This window comes from Proteus columbae (assembly GCF_009914335.1).
In the GTDB taxonomy this organism is placed as follows: Bacteria; Pseudomonadota; Gammaproteobacteria; order Enterobacterales; family Enterobacteriaceae; genus Proteus.
Map to the genome: position 1 here is coordinate 2,287,508 of NZ_CP043925.1, position 14,631 is coordinate 2,302,138.

15 protein-coding genes are annotated in these 14,631 nt (G+C 37.1%); 7 read left to right on the forward strand and 8 right to left on the reverse strand.

Annotation, left to right across the window (positions count from 1 at the left end):
* Nucleotides 1-161: 161 nt before the first annotated feature.
* Nucleotides 162-2,444, reverse strand: coding sequence for an NADP-dependent oxaloacetate-decarboxylating malate dehydrogenase (maeB, locus tag F1325_RS10940; RefSeq protein WP_109373643.1), 2,283 nt, complete (start codon nucleotides 2,442-2,444; stop codon nucleotides 162-164).
* 556 nt (nucleotides 2,445-3,000) lie between these two features.
* On the opposite strand from maeB, the gene F1325_RS10945 reads away from it, so the two are divergent.
* On the forward strand, nucleotides 3,001-3,624 hold the full coding sequence (locus F1325_RS10945) for a response regulator (protein ID WP_069368881.1): 624 nt from the start codon (nucleotides 3,001-3,003) through the stop codon (nucleotides 3,622-3,624).
* Nucleotides 3,625-3,701: 77 nt separating this feature from the next.
* Here F1325_RS10945 and F1325_RS10950 read toward each other — a convergent pair whose 3' ends face one another.
* The gene (locus tag F1325_RS10950; RefSeq protein ID WP_160230437.1) at nucleotides 3,702-4,262 is read right to left on the reverse strand and encodes a hypothetical protein; all 561 of its coding nucleotides are present in this window, start codon (nucleotides 4,260-4,262) and stop codon (nucleotides 3,702-3,704) included.
* 206 nt (nucleotides 4,263-4,468) lie between these two features.
* On the opposite strand from F1325_RS10950, the gene F1325_RS10955 reads away from it, so the two are divergent.
* The 3 genes from F1325_RS10955 to F1325_RS10965 are packed head-to-tail and all read left to right on the forward strand — an operon-like array spanning nucleotide 4,469 to nucleotide 6,641.
* Nucleotides 4,469-4,840 carry an ArsC family reductase gene (locus F1325_RS10955; protein WP_109373644.1) on the forward strand — a complete coding sequence of 124 codons (372 nt, stop codon included), beginning with the start codon at nucleotides 4,469-4,471 and terminating at the stop codon, nucleotides 4,838-4,840.
* A 5-nt stretch (nucleotides 4,841-4,845) separates the two neighbouring features.
* Nucleotides 4,846-5,976, forward strand: a complete 1,131-nt coding sequence (dapE, locus tag F1325_RS10960) for a succinyl-diaminopimelate desuccinylase (protein WP_160230438.1) — start codon at nucleotides 4,846-4,848, stop codon at nucleotides 5,974-5,976.
* Nucleotides 5,973-6,641 carry a M15 family metallopeptidase gene (locus F1325_RS10965; protein ID WP_109373646.1) on the forward strand — a complete coding sequence of 223 codons (669 nt, stop codon included), beginning with the start codon at nucleotides 5,973-5,975 and terminating at the stop codon, nucleotides 6,639-6,641. The genes dapE and F1325_RS10965 overlap by 4 nt, the downstream gene beginning before the upstream one ends.
* A 2-nt stretch (nucleotides 6,642-6,643) precedes the next feature.
* Here F1325_RS10965 and F1325_RS10970 read toward each other — a convergent pair whose 3' ends face one another.
* The gene (locus F1325_RS10970; protein ID WP_109373647.1) at nucleotides 6,644-7,027 is read right to left on the reverse strand and encodes a DUF454 family protein; all 384 of its coding nucleotides are present in this window, start codon (nucleotides 7,025-7,027) and stop codon (nucleotides 6,644-6,646) included.
* Between the two features lie 98 nt (nucleotides 7,028-7,125).
* On the opposite strand from F1325_RS10970, the gene F1325_RS10975 reads away from it, so the two are divergent.
* Nucleotides 7,126-7,335 carry a YpfN family protein gene (locus F1325_RS10975; protein ID WP_109373648.1) on the forward strand — a complete coding sequence of 70 codons (210 nt, stop codon included), beginning with the start codon at nucleotides 7,126-7,128 and terminating at the stop codon, nucleotides 7,333-7,335.
* Here the strand turns inward: F1325_RS10975 and F1325_RS10980 are convergent.
* From F1325_RS10980 to ypfJ, 3 genes are all read right to left on the reverse strand, one after another.
* Nucleotides 7,298-9,346 (reverse strand): tRNA(Met) cytidine acetyltransferase TmcA, encoded by a 2,049-nt coding sequence (locus F1325_RS10980; protein WP_109373649.1) that lies wholly within the window; start codon nucleotides 9,344-9,346, stop codon nucleotides 7,298-7,300. The two genes, F1325_RS10975 and F1325_RS10980, sit on opposite strands and share 38 nt — an antisense overlap.
* Before the next feature lie 2 nt (nucleotides 9,347-9,348).
* The gene (locus tag F1325_RS10985) at nucleotides 9,349-9,801 is read right to left on the reverse strand and encodes a DUF441 domain-containing protein (protein WP_006533030.1); all 453 of its coding nucleotides are present in this window, start codon (nucleotides 9,799-9,801) and stop codon (nucleotides 9,349-9,351) included.
* A 61-nt stretch (nucleotides 9,802-9,862) separates the two neighbouring features.
* Nucleotides 9,863-10,747, reverse strand: a complete 885-nt coding sequence (gene ypfJ, locus F1325_RS10990; protein WP_109373650.1) for a KPN_02809 family neutral zinc metallopeptidase — start codon at nucleotides 10,745-10,747, stop codon at nucleotides 9,863-9,865.
* Nucleotides 10,748-11,014: 267 nt separating this feature from the next.
* On the opposite strand from ypfJ, the gene F1325_RS10995 reads away from it, so the two are divergent.
* The gene (locus F1325_RS10995) at nucleotides 11,015-11,713 is read left to right on the forward strand and encodes a helix-turn-helix transcriptional regulator (protein WP_109373651.1); all 699 of its coding nucleotides are present in this window, start codon (nucleotides 11,015-11,017) and stop codon (nucleotides 11,711-11,713) included.
* Nucleotides 11,714-11,826: 113 nt separating this feature from the next.
* Nucleotides 11,827-12,438: a glutathione S-transferase family protein gene (locus tag F1325_RS11000; protein WP_109373652.1), complete on the forward strand. Its 612-nt coding sequence runs from the start codon at nucleotides 11,827-11,829 to the stop codon at nucleotides 12,436-12,438.
* A 165-nt stretch (nucleotides 12,439-12,603) separates the two neighbouring features.
* Here F1325_RS11000 and purC read toward each other — a convergent pair whose 3' ends face one another.
* Together purC and F1325_RS11010 are read right to left on the reverse strand one after the other, a co-directional pair.
* Nucleotides 12,604-13,317 (reverse strand): phosphoribosylaminoimidazolesuccinocarboxamide synthase, encoded by a 714-nt coding sequence (gene purC / locus F1325_RS11005; protein WP_088495303.1) that lies wholly within the window; start codon nucleotides 13,315-13,317, stop codon nucleotides 12,604-12,606.
* A 524-nt stretch (nucleotides 13,318-13,841) separates the two neighbouring features.
* Nucleotides 13,842-14,432, reverse strand: coding sequence for a phosphatase PAP2 family protein (locus tag F1325_RS11010; RefSeq protein WP_023581905.1), 591 nt, complete (start codon nucleotides 14,430-14,432; stop codon nucleotides 13,842-13,844).
* Between the last annotated feature and the right edge of the window lie 199 nt (nucleotides 14,433-14,631).

Below are 14,631 nucleotides of genomic sequence, written 5' to 3' on the forward strand. Positions count from 1 at the left end.
GTTGTTAATAATTATCAATATCATTCTTATATTAATTTGCATTTAACATTCGTCGTGCTGATTTGATGAGCATAAAAAACCCCCGATAATCGGTTGTCCAACTATCGGGGGTTCCTTTAATAAAAAGCGCTTTATGAATGGAATTATTTAATTAGTAACAATTAATTTTGAGATTGTGCTTGAGCTTCCACAACAGCTAATGCCACCATATTCACGATACGACGTACTGATGCAATTGGCGTCAAGATGTGGGCAGGTTTAGCAACACCCATTAATACTGGTCCTACTGTCACACCATCAGAGCTTGTCACACGCAGCAAGTTATAGCTAATACGTGCGGCTTCCATTGTTGGCATAACTAATAGGTTTGCAGCGCCTTTTAATGGACTATCTGGCATCACATCACGGCGAATAGATTCTACTAATGCTGCATCTGCATGCATTTCACCATCAATCTCTAATTCAGGTGCACGTTGCTTGATTATCTCTAACGCTTTTCTGAGTTTGATTGAAGATGGGCTATCAAATGAGCCGAAACTTGAACGAGAAACCAGCGCTGCTTTTGGCTCGATACCAAAGCGACGAATAGTATCAGCAGCCATAATCGTAATATCAGCTAGTTGTTCTGCGGTTGGGTCTTCATTGACGTAAGTATCTGTAATAAAAGTGTTACCACTTGGCAATAGCAGAGCATTCATTGCCCCTGCGGTTTCCATTCCTTCACGTAAGCCAAACACATTTTTGTAGATTTCAAAATGTTCAGAATAGCTACCCACAGTACCGCAAATCAGACCATCTGCTTCACCTCGGCGAACCATAATGGCACCAATAAGTGTTGGATTGCCAATCATTGCACGGCGAGCTTGCTCTTGTGATACACCGCGACGTTTCATGATTTGGTGATATTCTTGCCAATACTCTTTGAAACGTGGGTCGTTTTCATTATTCACCACTTCAAAGTCTTTACCAGCTTTAATGTGTAAACCCAATTTCTGAATACGCATTTCAATCACACTAGGACGGCCAATTAAGATTGGAGTGGCTAATCCTAACGTTACCAATTCTTGCGTTGCATGTAGTACGCGGTTTTCTTCCCCTTCTGCTAACACAATGCGTTTTTTCTCTTTTTTCGCTTGCGAGAAAATAGGTTTCATAAATAAGTTCGTTTTATAAACAAACTCATTAAGGTGTTCGATATAAGCAGAGAAATCTTCAATTGGACGTGTTGCAACACCAGAATCCATCGCCGCTTTTGCAACTGCTGGCGCAATTTTCACAATCAAACGTGGATCAAACGGTTTCGGAATAATGTATTCAGGGCCAAAAGAGAGTTCCTGATCACCATAGGCAGAAGCAACTTCTTCGTTTTGTTCCGCGAGTGCTAATTCTGCAATAGCATGAACACAAGCGAGTTTCATCTCTTCATTAATTGCTGTCGCACCAACGTCTAATGCGCCACGGAAGATGAATGGGAAACACAATACGTTATTAACCTGATTTGGGTAGTCAGAACGCCCTGTACAGATAATCGCATCTGAACGTACAGCTTTTACTAACGGCGGTAAAATTTCAGGTTCTGGGTTTGCAAGCGCGAGAATAAGTGGATCGCGAGCCATTTTCTTGACCATTTCTTGCGTTAATACGCCAGGCCCTGAGCAACCTAAGAAAATATCAGCATTATTAATAACGTCATCTAATGTACGAGTGCCGTTATCTTCGATTGCATAAGCAGCTTTGGTTTCTGCCATATTAGCTTCACGTCCACGGTAGATAACCCCTTTAGAGTCACATACAGTGATGTTTTCGCGTGTTAGCCCTAAAGCAACTAATAAGTTCATACAAGCAATAGACGCGGCACCTGCTCCTGATACCACTAATTTTACTTTACTAATTTCTTTTTTAATAATACGCAAACCATTGAGAATTGCGGCTGTAGAGATAATCGCTGTACCATGCTGATCATCATGGAATACAGGAATGTTCATTTTCTCACGCAGTTTTTTCTCAATATAGAAACACTCTGGTGCTTTAATATCTTCGAGGTTAATACCACCAAATGTTGGCTCTAATGATGCGATAATGTCAACGAGTTTGTCAGGATCTGTCTCATTAACTTCAATGTCAAAAACATCAACGCCAGAAAACTTCTTAAACAAAACGCCTTTACCTTCCATCACAGGCTTACCTGCTAAGGCACCGATATTTCCAAGCCCAAGTACCGCAGTACCATTTGAAATCACCGCGACAAGGTTACCTTTGGCTGTGTAGCGATAAGCAGCAAGAGGATTTGCTGCAATTTCTAAACAAGGAGCGGCAACGCCTGGTGAGTAAGCTAATGCTAAATCACGTTGGGTTATGAGTGGTTTTGTTGGTGTTACTGTGATTTTGCCAGGTACGGGAAATTCATGAAAATCTAGAGCGCTTTGTTTTAATTTGTCTTCCATCTTCATATCCTTTGTATCAATAGGGTAAGGGCTTCGTTAGTATAATGGTAATGGAGCGTTAAATCATGACGGCTCCGACACTTTTTTCAAATTAGTAAACAAGATTTATTATAAACAATTAATACCTAGTTGTAGGTATGTTATTAACACTATTTAATTTCACCAGTGTAATAAACTCGAACAGAAAAAAGACAATATTTGTTTATTATTTACCAGATATTAAATTAACATTTAAAATAATTAATTTTTTTATATTGTTTAAAAAAACAATAACTATTTTCACTTGTTGATTATTTTTTTAATAGTCTTATCTCCACACAACTCATTGTAACTATAAAGATTTTATAGAATTAGATTTTTTGTTAGTCATTTTGGTTATTTTCTTTTTTACCCGTAACAATAATTGGTGTAATATTGCGAACCGTCAATTTTATTTTCTTATTGTTTTAATAAGATGTCTGATTCTAATTTTTATTCCTCATTTGGAATTTACTTTTTTATTTTCTGCTATTGGAAAGATTACGCACATTATTATTTTTTTTTAGGGAGAGGGGTTATGCCTAGCTACTCAATTATGATAGTGGATGATCACCCTATCATGAGATATGGATTACGGCTATTGTTAGAAAAAGACAAGGACTTTGTCGTAGTAAGCGAAAGTGGCAATGCTCAAGAGGCTGTAACCGCTGCAAAACAGTTAAATCCAGACTTAATTATGATGGATTTAAATCTACAAGGGCGTTCAGGTATTGATATTATTCGAACACTTCGTCGCTCTGGTTTAACATCTTATGTTCTTGTTTTATCCGTTTCTGATTCACGTAATGATGTTTACGCTGCGTTGGATGCTGGCGCAAACGGTTATCTTTTAAAAGAGTGTGAGTTAGACATGCTATTACTTAGCCTACGCAAAGCAGCTGTTGGGCATCCTGTTTATAGTGAGCGAGTGTGGCAATATATACAGCTTAGGCAAAACTATTCTGATCCACTTTCAGCATTGACTAAAAGAGAGTTAGATGTTCTTCATGAAGTGTCTGCTGGAATGAAAAATAAACAAATTGCTGAGAATTTATTTATTTCTGAAGAAACAGTGAAAGTCCACATTCGTAATATTTTAAAGAAACTGCAAGTCACTTCTCGTTTAGCTGCCAGTCTTATTCTTATTAAGCATCAGTACTAAACGCTTTACCCCGACACTGGGTCGGGGTAATCAGAGCTATTATTGAATATTCTGCTTAGTGCTATATTAAATCATCTCTACTCAATAGGAACTGGATAACTTAATACTTTAAAATGGTTATCTGGTAACTTTTCGATATTTAACTGATACAGCTCTCGATTTATTCCATTAATCACAATATCAAGTTCGCTAAAAGCGGATTGTATTTCTTCATTGGTTGCCCATGAAGGAATACCTTTTACACCATAATAAAAATAAATTTTACTTTTGCCTGATCCTATCGGTTGGATCTCTTTAATTTGGCTAATGAACAGGTGACCATAACAGAAGTCTTGATAAGGTTGCCATGCTCTGCGCCCCTTTTCACTGAGATTGAACACCCATTCTTCTCCATTTGAGGTTTGTTCAATCAATCCTGCCTCAACTAATGCATGCATTCTTTCTAGCACCCAAGGGGCATCATCTTCATTGCTGTACACAGGCCATTTCCCTTCGCCCAAACACAATAAATAATCACTGTTAAAAAAAGCCTCTAAGGCTATTTTATACTCATCAACTTTTTGACTGTCATTTTCTTCATCTGCCCAGCTAAAAGAAGAAAGTAAAAGCAATATAAGACTCAGTGAAATACTTTTCATATTCTCTTTTACCAACGGAAATCTTTATTCGTATTTGTATTACTCTACGCTACACAATTCGTTACACTAACGTGACAGTTTAATATCCGATATATTTTATAATGTAAATAGGATTTTTCACTACAACAAAAGCTGTTATTTTGGAATTGTATAACACTCATTCTCATCAATACTAATATTACGTATTGTCATATAAGGAAAATATCATGTCCACGACAAACCTGACATATACCATGTACGGCATAAAAAATTGCGATACAATCAAAAAAGCACGTAAATGGCTAGATGATAATCATGTTCCCTACACGTTTCATGATTACCGCAAAGAGGGTTTGACGGAAGCATTATTACGCACCTTTACAGAAAATTTAGATTGGCAGACACTTGTGAATAAAAGAGGAACAACTTGGCGTCAATTATCTGATGAAGAAAAAAACGCAATCACTGATGTTACCTCTGCAATCTCACTTATGTTAGATAAACCCGCGATCATTAAACGCCCTATTCTTGTGTCATCAGACAACCGCTTTGTTGTTGGTTTTGATGTCAATGATTATTCGTCCTTTACAGGAGCCTAATTTTTATGTCCTGTCCTGTTATTGAGCTTGCACAACAACTGATTTCGCGTCCCTCAATCAGCCCTGATGATCAAGGTTGTCAGCAACTGATTATCGATAGGCTTGCCCCTCTTGGTTTTACGATTGAAAGAATGCCTTTTGGTGAAACTGAAAATCTCTGGGCTTGTCGTGGTGGTGAAGGCGAAACACTAGCCTTTGCTGGTCATACTGATGTTGTACCAACAGGTGATCTTGATTTGTGGGATAACCCGCCTTTTGAACCATCTATTCGTGATGGTCTGTTATATGGACGCGGTGCGGCGGATATGAAAGGCTCGCTTGCCGCCATGATTGTCGCTGCTGAACGTTTTGTTCGCTCTTATCCTGATCACCGTGGACGACTGGCCTTTTTAATTACATCGGATGAAGAAGCCAAAGCCGCAGACGGCACGGTTAAAGTCGTACAATCTTTAATGTCGCGTGGCGAACGTCTCGACTATTGCCTTGTGGGTGAGCCTTCAAGCCAACATCATTTAGGCGATATGGTAAAAAATGGTCGTCGAGGCTCAATAACAGCAAATTTAATTATTCAAGGTGTGCAAGGTCATGTCGCTTACCCTCACCTTGCGGAAAATCCTATTCATCTTGCCTCCCCTTTTATCCAAGAGCTCGTTAATACTGTTTGGGATGAAGGCAACGAGTTTTTCCCAGCAACTACAATGCAAATTGCCAATATCCATGCAGGTACAGGCAGCAATAATGTGATCCCCGGTGAGCTGTTTATTCAATTTAATTTCCGCTTTAGTACTGCCATTACAGATGAAGAAATTCGCCAACGTACAGAAGCGTTACTACAAAAGCATCAACTTCGCTATCAGTTGGAATGGTCTTTATCTGGCCAGCCTTTTATTACCGGCCAAGGTAAATTACTTGAAGCTGTCCGTTACTCCGTTAAGCATTACACCAATTTAGAGCCAGAGCTTTCCACCAGTGGAGGCACTTCTGATGGTCGATTTATTGCCCAAATGGGCGCGCAAGTTGTCGAATTAGGCCCTGTTAATGCAACAATTCATAAAGTTAATGAGTGTGTTAATGCGGCAGATTTACAACAGCTTAGCCGAATTTATCAGCGGGTTATGGAGCAACTTATTTTATGATAACGCCTTTAATGCTAACTGGCCGTTCTACTGATCATTTAGTCACTTTATCTGGTCAGCATCGCTTGCAATTTAATGCCACTAAGGCTTTTTTAGCATTACAACAACAAGCCACAAAAGCAGGCTTTAAATTAATGCCAGCCAGCTCTTTTCGTGATTTTAACCGCCAATTAGCTATATGGAATGGAAAGTTTGAAGGTACTCGCCCTGTTTTAGATGCACAAAGCCAGCCAATAGATATTCATGCATTATCAGATGGTGAGCGCTGTATCGCTATTTTAAAATGGTCAGCATTGCCCGGTGCAAGTCGCCACCATTGGGGCACTGAGATTGATATTTACGATCCTTTTCGTTTACCTGAAGGTCAATCATTACAATTAGAACCTTGGGAATACGAAGATGGTGGCTATTTTGCAGAGCTTAATGAATGGTTAACGGAGAATATGTCAGCGTATGACTTTTATCGCCCTTTTACTCATAAAGAGAGCGATATTGCTTACGAGCCATGGCATATCAGTTATTGGCCTCTTTCCCATGAAGCTTCTCTTGCTTATACGCCTGATATTCTAAAATCTGTGTTAGAAGAAGAGAATATTTATGGTAAACAGTGGCTGTTAGCTAATCTTGACGAAATATTTGCACGTTACATTGTTTTGCCTGAGTAACGTTATTTTTCACATGGGACTTCTTGTTGATCATTAACAGGAAGTCTCCACATAAATATCAACAAACACACTAAGATTATCAGCAATAATATTCTGACCCAAAGCATAGACACTAGCCACAGTGAAATCGCAAAGGTAATTAAGATCACTAAGATTGCTTTAGGTTTCGCCCCTTTAGGCATAGCGTGATAAGTTTGCCAATATCGTAAATAAGGACCAAACCAAGAGCGATAAAGTAACCAATAATGGAAGCGCTTCGACGAACGAGAAAAACACCATGCAGCAAGCAATAAGAAAGGTGTAGTGGGTAACACAGGCAAAATAACACCTAATGTAGCTAATCCAACACATAACCAACCTGCTATAATCAATAATATCCGTTTCATGCTGTGCTTTTCCAACCTATGCTTTATTGCGTTATTTTATAGAGTAAATAAAAAAGATCCTCATTCTCAACAACAATTTTAAAATATAAGGCTTATTTATGCACTGGATTGCTGACTATTGGTGGGTAATTTTAATTCTTTTAGTAGGAATTATCATTAACGCTATTAAAGATATGAACAAAATCGATCCCAAGCAATTTCTTAAAAATAAGCGAAAGTTGCCTCCACATCGTGATTTTAATGATAAATGGGATGATGAAGATGATTGGCCTAAACAAAATCAAAACAAGAAGGATGAGAATAAGTAGCTAGCCACTGTTGATAACGCGATGTTAATTGAGGATCTTTTTCAGCCATTAATTGCGCACATTGCTCTCTTAATTGCTTAGTTAAGACTTTTTTTCCTGATAAAGAAAACTCAGCCACACACTGCTCGAGTGACTTATTGTCTACAAAAAAAGCCACTAATAACGGATAGTGTTGCTCATAACCTACTAAAAAATTAGCAACACTCTCATAAACAGTAAGTGCGGGACGATGAGCAAATGCAAAACCCGCCATCACTAACCAACGGTCTTGTGATGTAGCAACATGATTTGGTATTAAATTATCCGCTAAGCAGAGCTTGGTTTGCTGTTCTATCTGCGGATATTGCAAAGCAAAAGCGCGTAAAGACGAGCGTAATAACTGTTCGCCTTTTTCTGTTAGTGGATAAATTGCCATTGCAGCGTAGCATCCACTACTTGCCTCTTTATGTACTCCTAAGCGCACTATTTGAAAGCCACATTGCATCCAAAACTGTGCTAACACTTCGGTATAACCAAAGCTCACCGAAAGATAATCAATAGCCTGTTTTTGACTCTCTTTTACAATATTAGCAATTAAAGTTGCGGCAATTTTTTGGCGTCGATATTGAGGTAAAACAGCAATGCGGCTAATACGCAATGAGTTCAAACACATTGCATCGGGTGTTAAACCATAAGTTACTAATGATTGAGCAACCAAATTACCTCTTGGCCTACGAGTACCTAGCCAGACATCATAAGCAAGTTCGAAAGGTAATCCTCCTTCTTCGATACACCACACAGCACCCACGATTTTTTTATTGATTGATGCTGACCAATAACGCTGTTTTTGACCATCAAGTAAACGCCGTAGATCAAGTGGCGTTGTTCGATAATGCGCACTAGTAAGTAACTGATAAAAATCATGTAGTTGTGAAATATTGTTATGCCAATTTCCTTGAAGCTGGTGGATATCGACTTCACCTTGTTTTTGACGCTCAAAATCAGACTCAAGCTCATCAAGCAATAACAACTGATTAAGCCAATTTTCTAATGGACAATCTTTAGCCCAACGAATTGGTGTTTGTAATTGATAGGTATGCAAATTAGGAATGTTGTCTCCTAATTTCAGCATAAAACCTCGCCCTGTTCCTTCATAGCCTTGTACTGTGGTTGTCATTAAGACATTAGGGAAATAACCACACAGCACTTCTAGTTGTGCAATAGGCAAAGAAGCAGCCTCATCAATAATTAGCCAATCACTTTGAATTTCGTTATTTATACACAGCGCTAATAAATTATCAGGAGAGTAAAATGAAATAGCTTTATTGGTGTGTGAAGATAAAACATCTGTACTATTTTTAGCAGGTGCACATACCAGCACATTTCCTTGATATTGTTCGATAAACATTCCCGCCAGCGCTGACTTTCCTCTGCCTCTTGGTGCAATAACACTCCAAATACCCGATGTCGATAATAGCAAATTATCTAAAATTACTTGCTGTTCTGCGGTTGGTTTACCTTGTGGAAGTGCCCAAGGTTTAGCCTTTTCAATCAATTTGGGTAATTGAAATGGCGTTGATTGTTGCCAGACAATTGCTTTGTCATCACCTAAAGTGATGTTTTTTAGCCATGCCATAAAATTTGGTGTTGAAAGTACACCTTGAGCATCATTCCATCGCTGACTATCGTTATCGGTATAACTGTCCCAACGTTCAATATCAGGCAAGCACAAAATCAATACACTACCTGCTTTTAATGTGCCCGTTAACATGGCTAAAGCATCAGTATTAAATCCTTCATTAGCATCAAAAACCGCATGTAGGAACTCACGCCCCAATAGGCGAATAGCTTGTTCAGGTAAAATAGCATGGGGTTGATTGAAAGAAATAGTGACCCAATCACCTTGGCATAATTGAGTAATTTGCTGGATCTGTGCCGTTTGCCATGCTGGTTCACCCGCTAATAGCAGTAACTGGCGTTGCCCTAATTGAGCTAATTTTTGCTGATATTGATGTAAATGAGACAATGGCACAGCTAGGATTTACCGATTAACAATGAAAGAATACCAGCTGCAATTAATGGTCCAACAGGCACACCTCGGAAAAGTGCGACACCAATGACTGTTCCCACTAATAAGCCAGCAACCGTTGAAGGCTGGTTATTCATTAGAGAAACGCCCCGTGCGCCTAACCAAGAAACCGCGATTCCTATCGCAATTGCTAGTAATGATTTCCAGTTTAAAAATGAGTTAAGAACTTCTTGCCCTGAAATACGTCCTGTTGCTATGGGTGTCATTACCCCAATGGTCAAAATTAAGATCCCGATAGTCATGCCATATTTTTCAACAACAGGAAAATATTGATTTAGAGGTGTGATTTTAATCACTAGCAAAGCAAGCATTGCTAACGTTACAGTCATATTATGACTAATAATGCCAAGTCCTGCGAGAACCAGCAAAATTAATAGTGAGGGATCAACGTTACTCATGTTTGTTCCTAAGCCTTTCTCTTTATAGAGTTAATTATCTTTTATTTATCGACAAATGGTATTAGTTCAAAGACGAAGAAGCAAATGTATCGCAAGATTTAATACTGCCACTGTTATAGCCTCTCATAAACCAAGTCTTGCGTTGTTCTGCTGTGCCGTGTGTAAAACTATCGGGCACTACATAACCTTGCTGTTGTTTCTGTAACTTGTCATCACCTATCGCTTGCGCCGTTTTGATCGCAGTTAATAAATCACTTTCATCAATACGACCTTCACCTGCAATAAAATGTCCCCACATTCCAGCAAAACAGTCTGCTTGCAACTCTAATTTTACAGATAAACGATTTGCCTCTGCTTTTGAACGCGCCATTTGTTGTTTTTCACGCATTTGATCAGTGATACCTAATAAATGCTGAACATGGTGCCCTACTTCATGTGAAATCACATAACCTTGAGCAAATTCACCGCCACCACCTAGGCTATGTTTCATTTCATTATAAAAAGAGAGATCGAGATAAATCTTTCTATCCGCGGGACAATAAAAAGGCCCCATTATTTTTGTACCTGTACCGCATTGCGTTGTGGTGCTGTTGGTATATAAAACAAGTTTAGGATAGCTATATTGTTTGCCTGCTTGTGCAAAAATAGTTTGCCAAAAATCTTCTGTACTGGCTAAAACGACGCTACTAAAATCTGCGGCTTCATTATAAAGGGCACTTTGTTGTTCGTTGCGTTGTGGCGGTTGGTCGGTTTCACCCGTTAATGAGTTAAAGTCAAATCCCATAAAACTGGCTATCACTAAAACAATAATAACCACAAACCCATATTTAGTGCGTAACAAAAGTGCAATTAATCCTAATGGGAGATTGCCACCGCCTGATGCGGGAGAAGATTGCCCTCTTCTATCTTCAACATTGTCACTTCTTCGGCGATCATTCCAACGCATAACTTATCCCCACATTTTAAATAGACGATTTTAGCTTTATTATGAACAAATTTATCACTTGATTTGAGATAATAACAAATAATTGCAATCTCTATTCCCTATTTTTTAAGAGCAAGATAATAGAGACTATCAGAGTAAGCTAGTACCCGTTGCCACAACGAAAAAATAAGCATCATAAGGAATTAAAACTGTTTTTTTAACGATTTCATAATAGAATTCTTATTTCTTGCCTTTGTATTTTTTCTTCACTAATAAATAGATAATTTAATGACTCGAACTCAACGTTTACTCACTTTATTGCAGATTTTAAAAGAAAATCGCTATCCGATAACGGCAGAGGTATTAGCAGATAAATTACAAATTAGTGTTAGATCTATTTATCGTGATATTGAGTCTTTACGTAATCAAGGCGCTGAAATTACGGGTGAAGCAGGTATAGGTTATCAGCTAAAATCAGGTTTACTCCTACCGCCATTAACCTTTGATATTAATGAACTTGAAGCACTTATTTTAGGTTTACGTTGGGTAGAAAGTAATACAGATAAAGAGTTAAGTCACTCGGCGTTACGGGCAATTAATAAAATCAATACTGTGATCACAACACAGCATCAAACATTACTTGAACAAAATACATTATTTGTTCCCACTAACCGAATTATTGAAATTGATCATACCATAGCTAAAGATATGCGTTTTAGTTTACGCGAAGAAAAAAAAGCCAAAATAGATTATAAAGATGCTCAAAAGCAATTAAGCACTCGAATTATTTGGCCTATTGCTGTGGGTTACTTTCAAGATTCACAAGTGATTGCTGCATGGTGTGAACTACGTCAAAGCTATCGCCATTTTAGGCTCGATAGAATTATCTCTTATGAAGTATTAAGTGATAATTTGCCTTACCCTAAAAATTATTTACTCTCTCGATGGAAAAAAGAGATCCTCAAAGAGGCTCCTGACAAAAATTGACACACGGTTTGCGTAATATCTTCCTTGCTGTTTGCTGTTCTTTGTTTAGCTATATTAGCTTAGCTGTTTCAGTTTAAACAACATCATATTAATCAACACAGTAAGGAAACATTATGAGTGAACTTATTCTTTATACTAATACAATGTCTCGCGGTAACACCGTTGAACTTTTCTTAAAAATATTAGATGTGTCTTATCAGCGTGTTGAATTAGAATATGGCGAACCAATGCGTACCCCTGAATATCTTGCTATTAATCCGATGGCAAAAGTTCCTGCATTAGTCGATGGCGAAATCGTCGTTACAGAGACAGCGGCAATTTGCGCTTATTTAGCAGATAAGTTTATTGAAAAAGGATTTGCTCCTGCCCTTAATTCACCTGAGCGTGCTGCTTATTATCGTTGGTTCTTTTTTACAGCAGGCCCTATTGAATCTGCATTTACGGTGAAAGAGCTTGGTATTGAACTTAATGAAGAACAGCAAAAATCATCTGGTTTTGGTTCTTTTGAACGCGCTTTTCATTGCTTAGAAACGGGCTTAGCCAGCGCCAAACCTTATCTTTGTGGTAAAAATCTGACTGCCGCTGATATTTATGTGGGTTATTTCCTTATATTTTTGTGCAAATATGCACTTATCCAGCCTACACCTCTGATTAATCAATATATTGATAGCCTTGCGCTTAATAATGAGATTAAACAATTATTAGAAAGCTTAGGATTACGATAAATTTTCTTATTATTAAACATAATTCAATCAAGCTATCTGCATAGTTGCTTAATTATGTTCTTTAATACATTCCATTTAAAACGTGATATTTAAAACAAAAGGTCAGCTTTTAAGCTGACCTTTTCTAATTACATCTTGTTTAACTTGACGTAATCGTTTGCGTATTTAGTCTAAAGAAACACCGATTCGACGTGCAACTTCTTCGTATGCTTCAATTAATCCGCCTAAGCTTTGACGGAAACGGTCTTTATCCATTTTATCTAAGGTGTTTTTATCCCATAGACGGCTTCCATCAGGAGAGAATTCATCTCCTAATACAACCTTGCCATGAAATAGACCAAACTCAAGTTTAAAATCGACTAAAATAAGTCCTGCTTTATCAAAGAGTTCGCTAAGGACATCGTTTGCTTTATAACTCAAACGTTTCATTTCTGCGAGGTTTTCTTTAGATACCCAACCAAAGGTTTCACAGTAAGATTCATTGACCATAGGATCATGACGAGCATCATCTTTCAAGAATAAATCAAAGATTGGTGGATTTAAAAGTGTACCTTCTTCGATACCTAAACGTTTGACTAATGATCCCGCTGCACGATTACGGATAACGCATTCAACAGGTACCATATCGAGTTTTTTTACTAGCACTTCATTATCAGAAAGCAAACGTTCCATCTGCGTTGGGATACCCGCTTCTTCCAGTTTATTCATAATGAAATGGTTAAATTTGTTATTTACCATTCCTTTACGATCAAACTGTTCAATACGTTGGCCATCTAACGCTGATGTATCATTTCTGAATTCAAGGATAAGAAAATCAGAAGATTCAGTGGCGTAGACCGTTTTGGCTTTTCCACGATACAACTCAGCTTTTTTCTGCATCTGACACACTCCAAAGATGTGATAGGTTTAACAAGAAATTTGCTTCCCATACTCTACTCTAGATTAGATAAAAAAGCTTTTAAAACGTGAGTACTATCACTAAAAAATCTCAGCGACAACGCATTGCTCACAACGTTTTTTTGTTGAAAACCACACCATAATTAGAAATCATATTTCAATTAATTCTATTGAATAACTGCGCTAATAACTAAAGTTATCATAATCAATATAAAGAGTGGTTTAGTAAAATTAGGATATATAAAATATAAAAAGTCAGAATAAGAATAATTATAGATTATATCACCTTATTATTTCTATTTTCAGATGATATTCTTAATAAATCTTAGATCTGTTTCAGATTACATCTATTTTGAGTAATCAATAATAAAAAAACCAGATTAATTTCTTTTTATTGAAAATTAATCTGGTTATCAATATTAGCATCAACAAGTTTTAATGATTTATCTCTTATCTATTTTTATATTAAAAAAATTCATGTTATCTCGTAATAACATAATGCTTAATTAAATAATAAAACAGTAGATCTCATAAGCAAACCAACCTAATAAAGCGCCGGCAGGTAAATCAATTAAGTAATGTTGTTTTGTAAACATGCAAGATAATGCAATAAATAATGGGAATAAGAAAACCCATGGTCCTAAAGTTGCATAAGCAAGACACGCTGTGAGTGTTGCAACGGAAACGTGCATACTTGGGAAGCAGTTTGAGGAATCATCAAAATACTGAACAAACTTAAGAAATTTCTCTGACGCTGTTTTTCCTGGGTTTAAGGTACGCCAATGTGCTGGGGTTGCAACAGGGAACACAACAAAGAAAAACATTTGCATAACTAACAAAACAATATAACTAAAAACAATCATAATAAATTGTCTTGAGTCTTGAATGATCCAATTAAGATATAAAATTGCAGGATAATATAAAAAGCTATAGATCCATGACCACCATGGCCAGAAAGGGATCTTTTCATCAATCGGTGAATTAATAATTTTCACTTCTCTCAATGTATATCGTTGAGTAAAAAAATAAAATTGATAAACACCTACAATAAGTATCCCACTTAATATCAAGTGAATAATCATATCACCTGCACTCATAAATACTCCTTCATATAGTCAGAGAATGCTTTGTTATTTTTATTTAAGAATAAGAATTGACGCAATATTGCATAAAATTAAGCGTATTGCATTAAGATTAATATTATTAATAAATTTAAATTAAACCCTATCATTAAAAGAGCATTCAATTAATGATGTTTAATTTAGATTAATACAATTAAGTTAAGATCATAAAAAA